We start from the raw sequence: 16902 nt of genomic DNA, 5'->3' as shown, positions 1-16902 counted from the left end.
ACTGGAGAAGGACGGACGTGACCGAGGCAAGGCCCGGCGACGCTGACGCGTCGCGTGCACAGTCGCAGGTGGGCGACACGGTGGAAAGTTCCAAGGCCGGCGACTCGCCGGAGAGAACCAAGCCCGCTCCGACCGTCGTGGTGGCGGGCGGCGGCACGGCGGGGCACATCGAGCCCGCGATGGCGCTCGCCGACGCGGTGATGCGGCTGCGGCCGGACGCGCGAGTGGTCGCGCTGGGCACCGAACGCGGGCTGGAGAACCAGCTCGTGCCCGCGCGGGGCTATCCCCTGGAGCTGATCCCCCCTGTCCCCATGCCGCGCAAGCCCACACTGGATCTGCTGAAGCTGCCCATGAAGGTGGCGGACTCCGTGCGCCGTACGCGACAGGTGCTCGACCGGATCGGCGCCGACGTCGTCGTGGGCTTCGGCGGCTACGTGTCGCTGCCCGCCTACCTCGCCGCGCGCGGTCGCGTGCCGATCGTGGTGCACGAGGCCAACCAGCACGCCGGTCTGGCGAACAAGGTCGGTGCCCGGTTCGCCGCGAGGGTCGTCGCCGCGGTGCCCGGCACGTCACTACCTGGCGCGGAGGTGGTCGGCATCCCGCTGCGGCGGTCCATCACGGCACTGGACCGGGCGGGTCTGCGGGCCGAGGCGCGACGGCACTTCGGACTCGACCCGGACGCCCCGGCGTTGCTGGTGTTCGGTGGTTCCCAGGGCGCGCGGTCGATCAACACCGCGGTGTCGCAGGCGGCCAAGCACTTCGCCGACGCGGGGGTGTCCGTGCTGCACGCCCACGGCCCGAAGAACACGCTCGCGGTGCAGGAGTTCCCCGGCAGGCCCCCGTACGTGCCGGTGCCGTACCTGGAACGCATGGACCTCGCCTACGCGGCGGCGGACCTCGTCCTCTGCCGCTCCGGCGCGATGACGGTGGCCGAGGTGTCGGCCGTCGGTCTTCCCGCGGTTTTCGTTCCGCTGCCGCACGGGAACGGGGAGCAGGCGCTCAACGCCCGGCCCGCGGTGGACGCGGGAGCGGCGCTGCTGGTGCCCGACGAGGAACTGACGAGCGACAAGGTGGCCGAACTCGTGGTACCTCTGGTGACCGACCCGGAGCGGCTGTCGCGCATGAGCTCGGCGGCGATCGGGCTGGGGCACAGGGAGGCCGACGAGGTCCTCGCGGCGATGGTGCTGGAGCAGGCTGAGGGGAGGCGTCGGTGAGCGGCGCACCCGACGAGGGGGAAGGCTGGGGCTATGACTGAGACACTCGGGACGCGCGAACTGCCCGAGGTACTGCGACGTCCGCATCTGATCGGCATCGGCGGGGCGGGGATGAGCGGGATCGCCCGCATCCTGCTCGCGCGGGGCGCCCACGTGTCGGGTTCGGACGCGAAGGACTCCAGGGCGTTTCTCACCCTGCGCGCTCAGGGCGCGCGTATCGAGGTGGGGCAGAAGGCGGAGAACCTCGACGTCTTCGACGACACGCCGTCCGCCGTGATCGTGTCCACCGCGATCAAGAAGACCAATCCCGAGTTCGCAGCGGCACGCGAACGCGACATTCCGGTGCTGCACCGGGCCGAGGCGCTCGCGGCGCTGATGGAGGACCACCGGGTGGCGTGCATCGCGGGCACGCACGGCAAGACCTCCACCACGTCGATGCTCACCGTGGCGTTGCAGCACTGCAGGCTCGACCCGTCGTTCGCCATCGGCGGAGACCTCAACGAGTCCGGAGCCAACGCCCACCACGGTGAGGGTGGGATCTTCGTGGCCGAGGCCGACGAGAGCGACGGATCGTTTTTGTCCTACTCGCCGTCGGTGGCCGTCGTCACGAACATCGAACCGGACCACCTCGACCACCACGGGACGGCCGACGCCTACCACGCGGTGTTCTCGGAATTCGTGCGGCGGATCGAACCGGGCGGCGTGCTCGTCGTGTGTGCGGACGACCCGGCGGCCGCCGCACTGGCCGACCGCGCGGAGGGCATCGGCGTCCGGGTGCGGCGCTACGGTCGCTCCGCGGCCGGTGAGTCCGACGCCAGGGTGTTGGGTTACAGCCCCGCCGAGGACGGCGGCACCGTGCGGATCGTGCTCGGCGGCGAACAGTTGCGGGTGAGGGTCGCGGTGCCCGGCGAGCACATGGCGTTCAACGCCGTGGGGGCGTTGCTGGCCGGAATCGAGCTCGGCGCCGATCCCGAGGCTCTGGTCGAGGGACTCGCCGCCTTCGGTGGTGTGCGGCGGCGGTTCGAGTTCAAGGGCCGCGCTGCCGATGTGCGGGTGTACGACGACTACGCGCATCACCCCACCGAGGTCGCCGCCCAGCTGAGGGCGGTGCGGCAGACCGCGGGCGGTGGCAGGGTCGTGGTGGTGTTCCAGCCGCACCTGTACTCCCGGACCAAGGCGTTCGCGGGAGAGTTCGCGGAGGCGCTGGGGTTGGCCGACGAGGTCGTGGTGCTGGATGTCTACGGGGCGCGGGAGGAACCCGAGCCCGGGGTCACCGGCGAGCTCGTGGCCTCGCGCGTCAGCGGCGCAGGTGTGCACTACGAGCCCGCGTTCGACCGGGCCGTCAACCTGGTCGCCGACCTGGTCAAGCCCGGTGACCTCGTGGTGACGATGGGAGCGGGAGACGTCACCCAGCTCGGCCCCGAGCTGCTCGCCGAGCTGGACCGCCGCGACCGCTGAGGTGGCGACGGGCGTGGCCACGAAGAGACAGCGCACTCCCCGTCGTTCCCGGACGGCGGGGAGCGCTTCACGTTCGGCCCCTCACGGTGGCAGTGCGAGGAAGGCCGGGACCCGGTCTTCGGCCGCCCGGCGTGGACGGGCGGGGACGCAGCGGGCGAAGCGCGGGCCGTCCCGTCATCAGGTGGTGCAGCGCCGGCGCATCGCCCTGCTGAGCGCCGTCACGGTCGCCGCGCTGGGTTACCTGCTGTGGTTCACGCCGTTCCTCGGGGTCGGCACGATCGAGGTGGTGGGTGCGCGTACGGTGGCCGACGACGCGATCCGGTCGGCGGCCGACGTGCCGGTGGACCACCCTCTGCTGCGCGTCGACACCGACGAGGTGGCCGCGAGAGTGAGCGGGCTGCCCGACGTCGCGACAGCGGACGTGACCCGATCGTGGCCGTCGACGTTGACGATCACCGTGACCGAGCGCAGGGCCGTCGCCTATCACGAGGGCGGTGGGGGCATCCGGCTCGTCGACGCCCACGGTGTGCCGTACAAGCGGGTGAGCGAGCCGCCGGACGGGTTGCCGAGGCTGGAACTGTTCGATCCGGGCCCTGCCGACGACGCGACGAGGGCCGTGACACGGGCGCTCGCCTCGCTTCCAGCCGAACTCGCGGGTCAGGTCGTCGCGGCCAGGGCCACCACACCCGGTGACGTGGAGTTCGACCTCACCGGCGATCGCATCGTGCGCTGGGGTGACGCGCACCAGAACACGGACAAGGCGCGGGTCCTCGGGGTGCTGTTGACGCGTGAGGGCACCGCGTACGACGTGTCGAGTCCGGAGCTTCCCACCGTGTCCTGACCGTGCGGGGCGGTGTGGCACGGTAACCGCCGTGGACAAGATCGACACGCGGCCGGAACCGCCGTACGCGGGTTCGGAGCGGGAGACGTTGAACGGCTTTCTCGACTTCCTTCGGGCGACGATCCGGTGGAAGTGCCGGGGACTGGGTGACGAGCAGGCCCGCAGGGCGCTGCTGCCGAGCGAGCTCACCACGGTCGCGGGTCTGGTCGGTCACCTCCGGTACGTGGAGCAGTACTGGTTCGGGGTCGTGCTCGGAGGAGAGCCCGACGAGTGGAAGGACACGCTGGCCTCGGACCCCGACGCCGAGTTCCGTGCCGCGCTCGACGTGCCGCTGGCGAGGTTGCTCGACGAGTACGAGCGGCAGTGCGAACACAGCAGGCGGATCGTCGAGGAGCGAGAACTCGACGACGAGGTGCCGTTCCGTGGCGCCACGGTGAGCGTCCGGTTCGTCCTGACTCACCTGATCGAGGAGACCGGGCGGCACGCGGGACACCTCGACGTCCTGCGTGAGTTGATCGACGGTCGGACCGGGGAGTGACCACGTTGGAACATGGTGTGGCGAAAGACGTTCGCGACACGCCGCGTGGCTGCTGGATTCCTGGCTGCAGTGTGCCTACGGTCCGTCAGCAACGTTGGTAGTTGACATAACTCTAAACCTCAACTTCAGGTTCAGAGTTCCGGCGGATTCGCCCGTACTCGTCGACGATCCAGCGTCGACGCACGACAGCACCACCACGATCAGGAAGGCAACCCGATGACGCCCCCGCACAATTACCTCGCGGTGATCAAGGTCGTCGGAATCGGCGGCGGCGGTGTGAACGCCGTGAACCGCATGATCGAGGTCGGCCTGAAAGGCGTGGAGTTCATCGCGGTGAACACCGACGCGCAGGCTCTGCTGATGTCCGATGCGGACGTCAAGCTGGACATCGGCCGCGAGCTCACGCGGGGCCTCGGCGCGGGCGCGTCCCCCGAGGTCGGACAGAAGGCCGCCGAGGACCATCGCGAGGAGATCGAAGAGGTTCTCAAGGGCGCCGACATGGTGTTCGTCACCGCGGGCGAGGGCGGTGGCACCGGTACCGGTGGCGCTCCCGTGGTCGCGCAGATCGCGCGCAAGCTCGGGGCGCTCACCATCGGCGTCGTCACCCGGCCGTTCTCGTTCGAGGGCAAGCGCAGGGCGCGGCAGGCGGAGGACGGCATCCAGGCCCTGCGCAACGAGTGCGACACCCTGATCGTCATCCCGAACGACCGGCTGCTGCAGCTCGGCGACATCGGTGTGTCCCTCATGGACGCCTTCCGCTCGGCCGACGAGGTGCTGCTGTCCGGTGTCCAGGGCATCACCGACCTCATCACGACGCCGGGGCTCATCAACCTCGACTTCGCCGACGTCAAGAGCGTGATGTCGGGCGCGGGCAGCGCGCTCATGGGCATCGGCTCGGCGAGGGGCGAGGGACGGGCGGTGCAGGCGGCCGAGAAGGCCATAAACTCCCCGCTGCTGGAGGCGTCGATGGACGGCGCCCACGGTGCGCTGCTGTCCATCGCCGGCGGTTCGGACCTCGGTCTCTTCGAGATCAACGAGGCCGCCTCGCTGGTCCAGGAATCCGCTCACCCCGAGGCCAACATCATCTTCGGGACGATCATCGACGACTCGCTCGGCGACGAGGTGCGGGTCACGGTCATCGCCGCGGGCTTCGACGCGGGTGCGCCGACGCACAAGAAGCTCGATCCCGGTACGTTCGGCACGCGAGGCTCGGGCGGTGCTGACTCCGAGAAGGGCGGTGGCGTGTCCTCCGCGTCCGGTGCCGGCGCGCGCGAACAACGTGACGGGGCTGCCCGTAACCCGCACGGTGAGGCAGGCAACCCCACCCCGCCCGTCGTGAGGCGGACGCCTCCGCCCGCCGGGCAGGGCAGCCAGTCGGGTTCGCTGCCGACGACGCACGGGACCACGCGCGGCTACTCGGTACCGTCGTCCTCGCAATCCTCCTCGGTGCACCGCACGCAGGGCAGCCTTCCCGGCCGGTCGTTCCCGGTCAACGACGACCCGACGGACGACGACGTCGACGTCCCGCCCTTCATGCGCCGCTGAGCCGTCGCGCCGCGTCGCTAAGCTCGCCAGCGAGAGAAACGGGTGTCGAAGAGGTTGAGCGGGGGTTGAGCGCGGTGCGCATTCGGCGAGTGGTGACCACCAGGGCGGGAGGACGGTCGAAGCCGCCGTTCGACTCGTTCAACCTGGGTGACCACGTGGGCGACGACCCGGAGGACGTGGCGGCCAACCGGCGCAGGCTCGCCACCGAACTCGGACTCACCGAGGACCGGCTCGCCTGGATGGAACAGGTGCACGGCCGTACCGTCACGGTCGTCGACGGCACCGAGTCGGAGCCTGCCGAGGCCACCGACGCGCTCGTCACCACGCGCCCTGGCCTGGCGCTCGTGGCGCTGGTCGCCGACTGCGTGCCGGTGCTGCTCGGCGACCCGGAGGCGGGTGTGGTGGCGGCTGTGCACGCGGGAAGGGTCGGGGCACGCGTGGGGGTGGTGCCGGCCGCTGTCGAGGCCATGGTCTCCCAGGGTGCGCGGCCCGACCGTATCGAGGCGTTGCTCGGCCCCGCCGTGTGCGGTGAGTGCTACGAGGTGCCGAAACAGATGGCCGACGATGTCGAGGCCCACCTGCCGGGCAGTGCGTGCCGGAGTCGGAAGGGCACCCCGGCTCTCGATCTGCGGGCCGGGCTGTGGAGGCAACTGGCGGATCTCGGAGTGGGCAGGATCGGGGTGGATCCGCGGTGCACGGTGGAGGACGAGACCCTGTTCAGCCACCGCAGGAGTGCCCCGACGGGAAGGATCGCGGCCGTCACGTGGATGGAGCAGTGAACAACCAGCGTTACGAGGAACTCGCGACGGCGCTGCGGGGGGTGACCGAGCGCATCGCGGCCGCGTGCCGGCAGGCGGGCCGGTCACCCGACGAGGTGCGCATGATCGCCGTGACGAAGACGTTCCCGGCGGCCGACGCCGTCGCACTGACGGATCTCGGGGTGCGTCACCTCGGGGAGAACCGCGATCAGGAGGCGTCGACCAAGGCCGTCGAAGTCGCGGAGTTGCGTCCCGAGGCCGACGTGCGATGGCACATGGTCGGTCGGCTGCAGCGCAACAAGGCGCGTTCGGTGGCGCGTTGGGCCGCGGAGGTGCAGTCTGTGGACTCCCTCCGACTGGCCGACGCGCTCACCAAAGGGGTGCGGGCGGCACTGGAGGCCGGGGAGCGGGATCAGCCGCTCGACGTGCTCGTCCAGGCCAGCCTCGACGACGATCCGTCGCGCGGCGGCTGCCCTGTTGATCATCTTAGGGAACTGGCCGAGGCGGTAGCCCGAAAGAGTGATTATCTCCACTTGCGCGGTGTGATGGCGGTCGCGCCGCTCGGAGTGGACCCCGAACCGGCCTTCGAACGGCTAGCCTCCGTCGCCGAGATGCTGCGAAAAGATCACCCGGAGGCCACGGAGATCTCGGCGGGCATGAGCGGCGATCTGGAGCGGGCGATCGCGTACGGCTCGACGTGTGTGCGTGTCGGAACCGCGTTGCTCGGCGGACGAGGTTTAGCCTCGCCCTAGCAAGGTCCACCCGAGCGGCATCCAGACGGCCCGGCCGTGTGTTGGACCGCACGAGTAGACCGTGGAGGGTGAGGGAGAGCCATGAGCGCGCTGCAGAAACTGAAGGCCTACTTCGGGATGGTTCCTGCAGAAGACGACGAGTACGACTTCGACGAGGACTACCGGCGCGACTACCAGGCTGACGACTACGGCTCCTATGACGAGTCCTCGTACAAGGACGCGCAACCGCGCAGGTCAAGGCCGCGTTACCGGGTCATGGACGAGTTCGAGGGTGCCGAGGCGTCCTCCTCCCGCGCCCGCCGGACACCGCCGCGCGGGGAGCCCGCCGTGCACGGATCGCTGGCCATGGACCGACAGCCGGAGACCGTCGCACGCGTGCGTCCGATGAGTGCCGCGACCCCGGTGGCGGAGTCGTCGAGCGCTGCGGCGCGTGACCCGTTGAGCCGCATCATCACGTTGCACCCCACCAGTTACGCCGAGGCGCGAGAGATCGGTGAGGCGTACCGTGACGGCGCTCCCGTGATCATGAACCTGACGGAGATGGAGAACGCCGACGCCAAGCGGCTGGTGGACTTCGCGGCCGGTCTCGCCTTCGCTCTCCGGGGGTCCATGGACAAGGTCACGAACAAGGTGTTCTTGCTCTCACCGCCGGATGTGGACGTGACGGCGGAGGACCGCAGGCGGATCGCCGAGGGCGGGTTGTTCCTCCGCCACTGATCTCGAACGCGACGTGTGGCAGAGTGGTGCCCGTGGTCACTGTCCGCATGATTCTGTACTGGCTGCTGTTCGTGTTCTGGCTCCTGCTCACGGCACGGATCGTGGTGGAGCTCGTACGCGCCTTCGCCCGTGACTGGCGTCCCGCAGGAGGGGTTGCGGTGGCGCTGGAGACCATCTACACAGTGACCGACCCACCGGTCCGGCTCGTCCGACGGATTATTCCGATCGTACGGATCGGCGGTGTGGGACTAGACCTATCGATTATGGTGCTGCTGTTGGTTGTGTTCATACTGATGCAACTGGCGCTCCCCGGGTAGCGGGGAACCCGGGTGGAACGGCAGGCCATGGAGTGCGTGAGGTGATCTGATGTCGTTGACTCCTGCTGACGTGCATAACGTCGCGTTCAGCAAGCCTCCGATCGGCAAGCGGGGCTACAACGAGGACGAGGTGGACGCTTTCCTCGACCTCGTCGAGACCGAACTTGCCCGGTTGATTGAGGACAATAACGAGCTGCGGCAGCAGGTCGAACAGCTCGATGCCGAGTTGGAATCAACTCGTAGTGAGTTGGAAGCCGCGAAGGCCCACGGGGGGCGTGACGAGGCTCCTTCGCGCAGGCTGGCGCCCGTGCCGCCGCCCGCTTCGGCGATGGAGCAGACGCAGGCCACGGGCTTGATGGCCGACAGCGGAGAGCCGAACGTCCAGGCCGCGAAGGTGCTGGGTCTCGCGCAGGAGATGGCCGACCGGCTCACCGCCGAGGCGAAGGCCGAGTCGGACGGCATGCTCGCCGAGGCCCGGACCAAGTCCGAGCAGTTGCTGTCGGACGCGCGGTCGAAGGCCGACTCGATGGTCAACGAGGCGCGAACCCGGGCCGAGACCACGCTGAACGAGGCGCGTACCAGGGCGGAGGCTCTGGAGCGGCAGGCGCGTGAGAAGGCGACCAACATGGATCGCGAGGCGCAGCGCAAGTACACCGAGACGCTGAACAACCTCAACACCGAGAAGACCGCGCTCAACAAGAAGATCGAGGAACTGCGCACGATAGAGCGCGAGTACCGGACCCGCCTGCGGGGCTTCTTGGAGTCGCAACTGCGGGAGTTGGACGACAGGGGTTCGGCGGCACCCGCGTCGGCGTCCTCGTCGAGCTCGGGCCAGTCGAGCAGCAGCGGGCAGGGCTACTCGTTCGGTCCGCGCGCAGAGGCCGGCTGAGTTCACCCGCGCGGGCGTCACGGCAGGTCACCCGGCCGTGACACCGGGCGATGTGCTGTAATTCACCGTGCTTTACATCGTCCTCCTTCTGGTGCTGGTGGCCCTGGGGTTGGTGGTGGCGGCACTCGTCACGGCCAGCTCGTTGTGGGCCTGGGTGTCGATCGGTGCGTCCGGCCTTGCCGGGGCGCTGCTGCTCGTCGACCGCCTGCGTCGTCGGTCGCGGAACCCGGCGGGGGCGTCGGCGACCACCCGTGATCCCGCCGACATCGGCAACGACCGGGTCACTGCCGACGCCGGAGACGGCGAGGCCACGGGTGCGCACGAGCCCGCTGACGTTTCCGGCCCCCCGGAGACTTCCGAGTCGACCAAGGCGGTCGAGGCGTCGGGGAACGTCGAAGCGGTCACGGCCGCGGACGCTGGGCCCGGTTTCGTGGCCGACGAGTCAGCCGGTGACGGCGCGGCCTCCGGCGGTGCGGCGGACGCCGCGGACAAGGGGAGCCGCGAGCCGGTTCCGACGCTCGTGGCAACGGCCGTGCCGGGATCGGACGAGCAGTCGGGCGTCCCGGCAAGGGAGCCGGTCGCGGCGAACGGCCTCGACCCCCTCACGGACACCGCTCCCCGCACGGCGCTGCTCGCGTCGTCGGGCGAGCTCGCCGGGGCGGACGTGGACCCGCCCGAGGAGGACACCGAGGTCGACGACGCGCTGCTCGTGTCGGAGTTGGAGTCGGAGGTCCTGGTGGTGGACGAGTACCCGCGTTACCACCTCGGCCACTGTGCCTGGCTCGGCACGAGGGCCACGATCCCGTTGGCGGTGAAGGAAGCCCGGGACCTCGGGTTCACCCCGTGTGGGCTCTGTGGACCGGACGCGGAGTTGGCGGCCGCTCACAGGCGGCGCCGCGTGCCGCGCCGGAACACCGCCTAGGCGTACTGACGCGGGGCCGGGCCCCTGGTCAGCGCTTCGGGGAGCCCGGCTACGCTGTACAGCACAGGCGTCGATCCGGCCATCACCGGGGAGCCTCCGGAAGAACGGACGCCCGCGGTGTCGCCGCGCGTCTCAGTAGAACCGGACGGGAGCGGCCCGTCATAGCCGTCGAACGAGTGGTCCGCGCTTCGTGAACCGGCGCGGGCAAGCGGGGTGGTACCGCGGTACGCGCGTCGCCGGACGCCGTCTCGTCCCCGAGCAGGCCGTCGGAACCCGACGGCAGCCACGGCCCTGAGCGAGACAGCGAAGACCGCGAGGAGCACACCGCAGATGTATCCGAAGGCATCCTTCGGCGACCAGCCCGCCGACCAGGTTCCCGCCCAACCGTCGTTCCCGGCGTTGGAGAAGGAGGTCCTGGCCTACTGGGAGGCCGACCGGACGTTCGCCGCGACCGTCGAGGCCCGTGAGGCGGGGACACGCGGCAGCAACGAGTACGTCTTCTACGACGGCCCGCCCTTCGCGAACGGGTTGCCGCACTACGGCCACCTGCTCACGGGCTACGTGAAGGACATCATCCCCCGCTACCAGACGATGCGGGGCAAGCGCGTCGAGCGCCGGTTCGGCTGGGACACCCACGGCCTGCCCGCCGAGCTTGAGGCCGAACGGCAACTCGGAATCACCGACAAGTCCCAGATCGACGACATGGGCATCGCCGAGTTCAACCAGGCGTGCCGGGACTCGGTGCTGCGCTACACCGACGAGTGGCAGGACTACGTCACCCGCCAGGCCCGCTGGGTGGACTTCGACAACGACTACAAGACGCTCGACCTCTCCTACATGGAGTCGGTGATCTGGGCGTTCAAGCGGCTGTGGGACTCGGGCCTGGTGTACGAGGGTTACCGGGTCCTGCCGTACTGCTGGCGTGACGAGACGCCGTTGTCGAACCACGAGCTGCGTATGGACGACGACGTCTACAAGAGCAGGCAGGACCCGGCCGTCACCATCGGCTACCGGGTCGAGGGCAACGACGGCGCGCACGCCGAACTCAACGGTGCCTACCTGCTGATCTGGACCACGACCCCGTGGACGGTGCCGTCGAACCTCGCCACGGCCGTCAACCCCGACGTGGACTACGTGGTGGTGCGTACGGACGACGGCAAACGGTTCGTGCTCGCCGAGGCCAGGACGGCCGCCTACGCCAGGGAACTCGGTGAGGAGCCCGAGGTGGTGGCGCGATACAAGGGCGCCGACCTGCTCGGCACCCGGTACGTGCCGCCGTTCCCGTACTTCGTGGGACACGAGAACGCGCACCGCGTGCTGGCCGCGGACTACGTGACCACCGAGGACGGCACCGGCATCGTCCACATCGCGCCCGCCTACGGTGAGGAGGACAAGGCCGTCACCGACGCCGCGGGCATCGCACCGGTCACGCCCGTGGACTCGAAGGGCCGGTTCGACGCGCAGGTGCCCGACTACGAGGGCCAGAACGTCTTCGACGCGAACGCCAACATCATCCGGGACCTGAAGAACGGAACGGGTTCGGCGGGCAGTCAGGGCGCGATCCTGCTGCGTCACGAGACCTACGAGCACTCGTACCCGCACTGCTGGCGCTGCCGTAACCCGCTCATCTACCGCGCCGTCTCGTCGTGGTTCGTGGCGGTGACGAAGTTCAAGGACCGCATGGTCGAGCTGAACCAGCAGATCACGTGGTACCCGGAACACGTCAAGGACGGCCAGTTCGGCAAGTGGCTGGAGAACGCCCGCGACTGGTCGATCTCACGCAACCGGTACTGGGGGACGCCGATCCCGGTGTGGGTTTCGGACGACCCGAACTACCCACGCGTGGACGTCTACGGCTCGCTCGACGAGCTGGAGCGTGACTTCGGCGTGCGGCCCACCGACCTGCACCGCCCGCACATCGACGCCCTGACGCGGCCGAACCCGGACGACCCGACCGGCAGGTCGACCATGCGGCGCGTGCCGGACGTGCTGGACGTGTGGTTCGACTCGGGGTCGATGCCCTACGCGCAGGTGCACTACCCGTTCTCCAACGCCGAGTGGTTCGAGCACCACTACCCCGGCGACTTCATCGTCGAGTACATCGGGCAGACCCGCGGCTGGTTCTACACCCTGCACGTGCTGGCGACGGCGCTGTTCGACCGGCCGGCGTTCCGCACGTGTGTGTCGCACGGCATCGTCCTGGGCTCGGACGGGCAGAAGATGTCGAAATCGCTGCGGAACTACCCGGACGTCACCGAGGTGTTCGAGCGCGACGGCTCCGACGCCATGCGTTGGTACCTCATGTCGAGCCCGATCCTGCGCGGCGGCAACCTGATCGTCACCGACAAGGGCATCCGAGACTCCGTGCGGCAGGCCGTGCTCCCGCTGTGGAACTCGTACTACTTCCTGGCGCTGTACGCGGGCGCCGAGGGAGTCTCGGGGACGGTGCGGACGGATTCGCGGCACGTGCTCGACCGCTACCTGCTCGCGAAGACCCACGAGCTCGTCACCGACGTCGGCAGCGCACTCGACGACTACGACATCGCGGGCGCGTGCTCCACGGTGCGGGACTTCCTGGAGGTGCTGACCAACTGGTACGTGCGCCGCTCGCGCGACCGGTTCTGGTCGGGTGACCGCGACGCCATCGACACGCTGCACACCGTGCTGGAGGTCGTGTGCCGCACGGTCGCTCCGTTGTTGCCGTTGACGACCGAGGCGGTGTGGCGGGGGCTGACCGGAGGACGCTCGGTGCACCTCACCGACTGGCCGCTGGTGGACGAGCTGCCCGCGGACCCGGCGTTGGTGGCCGCCATGGACCGCGTGCGGCAGGTGTGCTCGTCGGCGTTGTCGCTGCGGAAGTCGAACAAGCTGCGGGTCCGGCTGCCACTGGCGAAGCTGCTCGTGGCGACGGAGGACGCCGACGCCCTCGGCCCGTTCGCCGACATCGTCCGTGACGAGGTCAACGTCAAGTCGGTCGAGTTCACCACCGACGTGGCCGCTCACGGCGGGTTCGAGGTCGCGGTCAACGCGCGGGCCGCGGGACCGAGGCTGGGCCGGGACGTGCAGAAGGTCATCAAGGCGGTGAAGGCGGGCGACTGGACCACCACCGCCGACGGCGCCGTGGTGGCTGCCGGGATCGAACTCCTCGAGGGCGAGTACGAGCGGCGCCTCGTGGCCAAGGACTCCGGTGCGGCAGCCGAGCTGCCCGGCGGTGCCGGACTGGTGCTGCTCGACACCGACGTGACGGACGAGTTGGCACGTGAGGGCATGGCCCGTGACCTGGTACGGGTGGTGCAGCAGGCGCGGCGCGACGCGGGACTCGCTGTGTCCGACCGGATCACCCTCACCGTCGACGCACCGGAGGAGGTCACGGCCGCCGCGAAGGAACACGAGGCGTTCCTCGCCTCCGAGACCCTGTCCACCGCCGTGCGGTTCGCCCCCGTACCGGAGGGCTTCCCGGGCACGGTGGGTGACGGTGCGCGGGTCACCGTCTCGGTCGTCGCGAACGCCTGACGGTGCTGCCGTGCGGTTCGCCGTCCGGGTGAAGGCCGGAGCGAAGCGTGACGTCGTCGGCGGACGATGGGACGGGGCGCTCGGCGAGGCTCTCGTGGTCTCCGTCCGGGCGCCCGCCGTCGACGGCAAGGCGAACGCCGCTGTGTGCAGGGTGCTGGCCGCGGTACTCGGGGTGCGAGCACGCGACGTGGCTGTCGTGAAAGGACAGCGGTCGCGGGACAAGCTCGTGGAGCTTCCGGACGCGGAGGACATCGCTGTGCGCGTCGCCGGGCTGCTGGAGTCAGGCGTGGGAACCCACGGGTCAGGCTGAGCGAGGTGTCATGGACGAGCTGCCCGTTGTCCTCGGATCGGGCGCGATTGTCCTGCTCGCCTCGGTGTTCGCCGTCCGGTTCTCCATCCGGCTCGGCCTGCCGTCACTGTTGATCTACCTCGGGATCGGCGTCCTGATCGGGGAGGCCGGTCTCGGGGTGCAGTTCGACAACGCCGCCGTCATGCAGAGCCTCGGCATAGCGGCGTTGGTGATGATCCTCGTCGAGGGCGGGTTGACGACCCAGTGGTCGGCTGTGCGGCCCGGACTCGGTCCCAGCATCGCGTTGTCGGTGGTGGCCGTCGTGGTCACGGTCGTGGTCACCGGCGCGGCGCTGCACTGGCTGCTGGACCTCGAGTGGCGAACGGCGCTGCTGTGGGGCGCGGTGTTGTCGTCCACCGACGCGGCGGCCGTCTTCTCGGTGCTGCGTTCCTCGGGCATCGGGCGGAGACTGTCCGGCGTCGTGGAGCTGGAGTCGGGGCTCAACGACGCGCCGAGCTACATCGCCGTGGTGATGCTGACCACCGGCGTCTCCGTGGACTGGAGGCTGCCGCTGCAACTGCTCTACCAGCTCGGAGTGGGTGCGGTGATCGGCTTGGCCTTCGGGCTGGCAGGGGGGTGGCTGCTGCGCAGGAGCGCGCTGCCCGCTACGGGCCTCTACCCGTTGGCGACCGTGGCGATGTGCGTGCTGGCGTACTCGTCGGCGCAGTTGGCGCACGCCTCCGGGTTGCTCGCGACCTTCCTCGCGGGCCTCGTGCTCGGTAACTCACGACTGCCGCACCGGTCCGACACGCTGTCGTTCGCGGAGGGACTGGGTTGGATCGCCCAGATCGGGGTCTTCGTGCTTCTCGGCCTGTTCGCCTCACCGGGCAGGCTGCTGGAGGCCGTCGTTCCCGGACTGGTGGCGGGCCTCGTGGCGGTCCTGGTCGCGCGGCCGTTCGCCGTGGTGTTGTCCACCACGCCGTTTCGTGTCCCCTGGCGTGAGCAGGTGTTCCTGTCGTGGGCCGGGCTGAGGGGTGCGGTGCCGATCGTGCTCGCGACCATTCCTCTCGCCGCGGACCTGCCGGGCGCGCAGTTGCTGGTGGACGCCGTGTTCGTCATCGTGATCGTGTACACGCTGCTGCAGACGGCCTTCATGACCCCGTTGGCGAGAGCGCTGGGCGTGGTCTCACCGGCGGAACCGCAGCAGATAGACATCGACGCGGCTCCGCTCGACGAACTCGGTGCGGTGCTGCTCCAGATACGAATCCCGAGAGGCTCTCGGCTGCACGGCGTGTACCTCGCCGAGTTGCGCGTGCCCCGAGGTGCGAGTGTGAGCCTGGTGGTTCGCCGCGGCAAGGGTTTCACCCCGGAGACGACGACGCGGCTGCAGGAGGACGACCAGCTCCTCATCGTCACCACCGAGGCCGCCCGCAACGCCACCGAGCGCAGGTTGCGCGCCGTCGGCAGGGCCGGGCCCATCGCCCGGTGGAGGGGCGAGAGCGGGGACTGAGAGTCCCGCGTCGGTCGGCGGCGCCGTCGTCGCCAACGGCTGCGTGACCGGTGCCGACGCCCGACGTGGACAATGAACCGGTGAACACCGAGCAACAACCTGACCCCTCGGACACCGAGGAGCCGCAGCAGACCGCTCCGTCCCGGCGCACGGTGGGGGTGCTGGTTCTCGTCGCGGCGCTCGCCTACGCCGTCGACGTGGTGACCAAGGTGGTCGTCACGGCGACGCTGGAGGGCGAGGAGCCGGTTCGCATCCTCGGGGGCGCGGTGTACCTTCAGCTTCTGCGGAACCCGTACGCGGCGTTCGGCATGGACATCGGAGGCACCTGGATCCTCACGGTCGTCGCCACCGCCGTGGTGATCGGTATCGTGTGGTTCGCGCGCCGCCTCCGCTCGACAGGGTGGGCGATCGGGCTCGGACTCGTGCTCGCCGGGGCGCTCGGCAACCTCACCGACCGGATCTTCCGGGCGCCCGCCGTGTTCCAGGGACACGTGGTGGACTTCATCTCGGTGTTCGGTCCGAACGGTGAGTTCTTTCCCGTGTTCAACGCCGCGGATTCGGCGATCACGATCGGTGCGGGCCTCATCGTGCTGCTCACCCTGCTGGGCCGGGACTACGACGGGACCGTGATCCCCCGGGGGCGACGGGCGAAGGAGACGGACGGCGAGCCGGACACCAACGGGAAGGAGCGACCGGAGGCGTGAGCAGTCGCATGTTGCCCGTGCCGGACGGGCTGGACGGGATGCGGGTCGACGCGGGCCTCGCCAAGCTGCTGGGACTGTCCCGCACCGTCGTGGCGGAGCTCGCCGCGTCGGGTGAGGTGCTCCTCGACGGCAGGCCGGCGGGGAAGTCGGATCGGCTCGTCGCGGGCGGGCTGCTGGAGGTGACCCTGCCCGAACCGGACGCGCCGATGGAGATCGTCGCGGAGCCCGTCGAGGGGCTGCGCGTCCTCCACGAGGACGACGACATCGTGGTGGTCGACAAGCCCGTGGGTGTCGCCGTCCACCCCAGCCCGGGGTGGACGGGCCCGACCGTGGTGGGCGGCCTCGCCGCGGCGGGACTGCGGATCTCCACCTCGGGTGCGGCCGAACGCCAGGGCGTGGTGCACCGGCTCGACGCGGGCACCACGGGTGTGATGGTGGTCGCCAAGAGCGAGCACGCGTACTCGGTGCTGAAGCGGGCGTTCAAGGAGCGCACCGTGACGAAGGGCTACCACGCGCTCGTGCAGGGCCACCCGGACCCGACACGCGGCACCATCGACGCGCCCATCGACCGCCATCCCCGGCACGACTACAAGTTCGCCGTCGTGGCCGGCGGGCGGCCGTCGGTGACGCACTACGAGGTGGCCGAAGCCTTCCGCGCCGCGTCGCTGGTGGACGTCCGCCTGGAGACGGGCCGCACCCACCAGATCCGCGTGCACTTCTCCGCAATGCGCCACCCGTGTGTCGGCGACCTCACCTACGGCGCCGATCCCGTGCTCGCCCGCAAGCTCGGACTGACCCGGCAGTGGCTGCACGCGCGGACACTCGGCTTCGCCCACCCGGCCGACGGCCGGTGGGTCGAGTTCACCAGCCAGTACCCGGCCGACCTCGCGGGCGCGCTCGACACCCTGCGTGCCGAGTCCTGACCCGTCACCGCG

16 protein-coding genes are annotated in these 16902 nt (G+C 70.0%); all 16 read left to right on the top strand.

The genetic code is table 11. The annotated features are described in order from the left end of the window. Positions 1-68 precede the first annotated feature (68 nt). Entirely contained in the window at positions 69-1214 is a 1146-nt protein-coding gene (gene murG / locus SACCYDRAFT_RS17645) for an undecaprenyldiphospho-muramoylpentapeptide beta-N-acetylglucosaminyltransferase (RefSeq protein WP_408640306.1), read from the top strand. A gap of 33 nt (positions 1215-1247) precedes the next feature. Further along, a complete protein-coding gene (gene murC / locus SACCYDRAFT_RS17640) occupies positions 1248-2672 on the top strand; it encodes a UDP-N-acetylmuramate--L-alanine ligase (protein WP_005458243.1) in 1425 nt (474 codons plus the stop codon). Between the two features lie 181 nt (positions 2673-2853). After that, positions 2854-3513 carry a cell division protein FtsQ/DivIB gene (locus SACCYDRAFT_RS17635; RefSeq protein ID WP_005458242.1) on the top strand — a complete coding sequence of 220 codons (660 nt, stop codon included), beginning with the start codon at positions 2854-2856 and terminating at the stop codon, positions 3511-3513. A 31-nt stretch (positions 3514-3544) separates the two neighbouring features. Then, positions 3545-4051 (top strand): DinB family protein, encoded by a 507-nt coding sequence (locus tag SACCYDRAFT_RS17630; protein WP_005458240.1) that lies wholly within the window; start codon positions 3545-3547, stop codon positions 4049-4051. A 216-nt stretch (positions 4052-4267) separates the two neighbouring features. Next, entirely contained in the window at positions 4268-5596 is a 1329-nt protein-coding gene (gene ftsZ / locus SACCYDRAFT_RS17625) for a cell division protein FtsZ (RefSeq protein ID WP_005458239.1), read from the top strand. Positions 5597-5670: 74 nt separating this feature from the next. Further along, positions 5671-6375, top strand: coding sequence for a peptidoglycan editing factor PgeF (pgeF, locus tag SACCYDRAFT_RS17620; RefSeq protein ID WP_005458238.1), 705 nt, complete (start codon positions 5671-5673; stop codon positions 6373-6375). After that, positions 6372-7106, top strand: a complete 735-nt coding sequence (locus SACCYDRAFT_RS17615; RefSeq protein WP_005458237.1) for a YggS family pyridoxal phosphate-dependent enzyme — start codon at positions 6372-6374, stop codon at positions 7104-7106. The genes pgeF and SACCYDRAFT_RS17615 overlap by 4 nt, the downstream gene beginning before the upstream one ends. Before the next feature lie 81 nt (positions 7107-7187). Beyond that, positions 7188-7823, top strand: a complete 636-nt coding sequence (locus tag SACCYDRAFT_RS17610) for a cell division protein SepF (RefSeq protein ID WP_005458236.1) — start codon at positions 7188-7190, stop codon at positions 7821-7823. 47 nt (positions 7824-7870) lie between these two features. Beyond that, positions 7871-8140, top strand: coding sequence for a YggT family protein (locus tag SACCYDRAFT_RS17605; protein ID WP_043537378.1), 270 nt, complete (start codon positions 7871-7873; stop codon positions 8138-8140). Positions 8141-8189: 49 nt separating this feature from the next. Next, a complete protein-coding gene (gene wag31, locus SACCYDRAFT_RS17600; RefSeq protein ID WP_005458234.1) occupies positions 8190-9029 on the top strand; it encodes a DivIVA-like cell division protein Wag31 in 840 nt (279 codons plus the stop codon). A 67-nt stretch (positions 9030-9096) separates the two neighbouring features. Next, positions 9097-9951 carry a hypothetical protein gene (locus tag SACCYDRAFT_RS17595; RefSeq protein ID WP_005458232.1) on the top strand — a complete coding sequence of 285 codons (855 nt, stop codon included), beginning with the start codon at positions 9097-9099 and terminating at the stop codon, positions 9949-9951. A gap of 330 nt (positions 9952-10281) precedes the next feature. Beyond that, on the top strand, positions 10282-13464 hold the full coding sequence (gene ileS, locus SACCYDRAFT_RS17590) for an isoleucine--tRNA ligase (protein ID WP_005458230.1): 3183 nt from the start codon (positions 10282-10284) through the stop codon (positions 13462-13464). 10 nt (positions 13465-13474) lie between these two features. Further along, positions 13475-13774 carry a DUF167 domain-containing protein gene (locus SACCYDRAFT_RS17585; protein ID WP_005458229.1) on the top strand — a complete coding sequence of 100 codons (300 nt, stop codon included), beginning with the start codon at positions 13475-13477 and terminating at the stop codon, positions 13772-13774. 10 nt (positions 13775-13784) lie between these two features. Next, positions 13785-15263 (top strand): potassium/proton antiporter, encoded by a 1479-nt coding sequence (locus SACCYDRAFT_RS17580; RefSeq protein WP_005458228.1) that lies wholly within the window; start codon positions 13785-13787, stop codon positions 15261-15263. 80 nt (positions 15264-15343) lie between these two features. Continuing rightward, positions 15344-15967, top strand: a complete 624-nt coding sequence (lspA, locus tag SACCYDRAFT_RS17575) for a signal peptidase II (protein WP_043537377.1) — start codon at positions 15344-15346, stop codon at positions 15965-15967. Next, complete coding sequence (locus tag SACCYDRAFT_RS17570; protein WP_085979180.1) at positions 15964-16890, top strand: RluA family pseudouridine synthase; 927 nt, start codon at positions 15964-15966, stop codon at positions 16888-16890. Before lspA ends, SACCYDRAFT_RS17570 begins: the two co-directional genes overlap by 4 nt. Positions 16891-16902: the final 12 nt, after the last annotated feature.

Origin of the sequence: Saccharomonospora cyanea NA-134, assembly GCF_000244975.1 — a bacterium.
Classification (GTDB): domain Bacteria; phylum Actinomycetota; class Actinomycetes; order Mycobacteriales; family Pseudonocardiaceae; genus Saccharomonospora; species Saccharomonospora cyanea.
The sequence above is the reverse complement of the archived record's forward strand: the minus strand, read 5'-3'. Positions and strand labels throughout refer to the sequence as shown.

Excerpts from the sequence above, each read along its gene's own strand:
- wag31 (WP_005458234.1), top strand. The coding sequence starts at position 8,190 with ATGTCGTTGACTCCTGCTGACGTGCATAACGTCGCGTTCAGCAAGCCT.
- SACCYDRAFT_RS17605 (WP_043537378.1), top strand. The coding sequence starts at position 7,871 with ATGATTCTGTACTGGCTGCTGTTCGTGTTCTGGCTCCTGCTCACGGCA.
- murC (WP_005458243.1), top strand. The coding sequence starts at position 1,248 with ATGACTGAGACACTCGGGACGCGCGAACTGCCCGAGGTACTGCGACGT.
- SACCYDRAFT_RS17580 (WP_005458228.1), top strand. The coding sequence starts at position 13,785 with ATGGACGAGCTGCCCGTTGTCCTCGGATCGGGCGCGATTGTCCTGCTC.
- SACCYDRAFT_RS17610 (WP_005458236.1), top strand. The coding sequence starts at position 7,188 with ATGAGCGCGCTGCAGAAACTGAAGGCCTACTTCGGGATGGTTCCTGCA.
- ftsZ (WP_005458239.1), top strand. The coding sequence starts at position 4,268 with ATGACGCCCCCGCACAATTACCTCGCGGTGATCAAGGTCGTCGGAATC.
- ileS (WP_005458230.1), top strand. The coding sequence starts at position 10,282 with ATGTATCCGAAGGCATCCTTCGGCGACCAGCCCGCCGACCAGGTTCCC.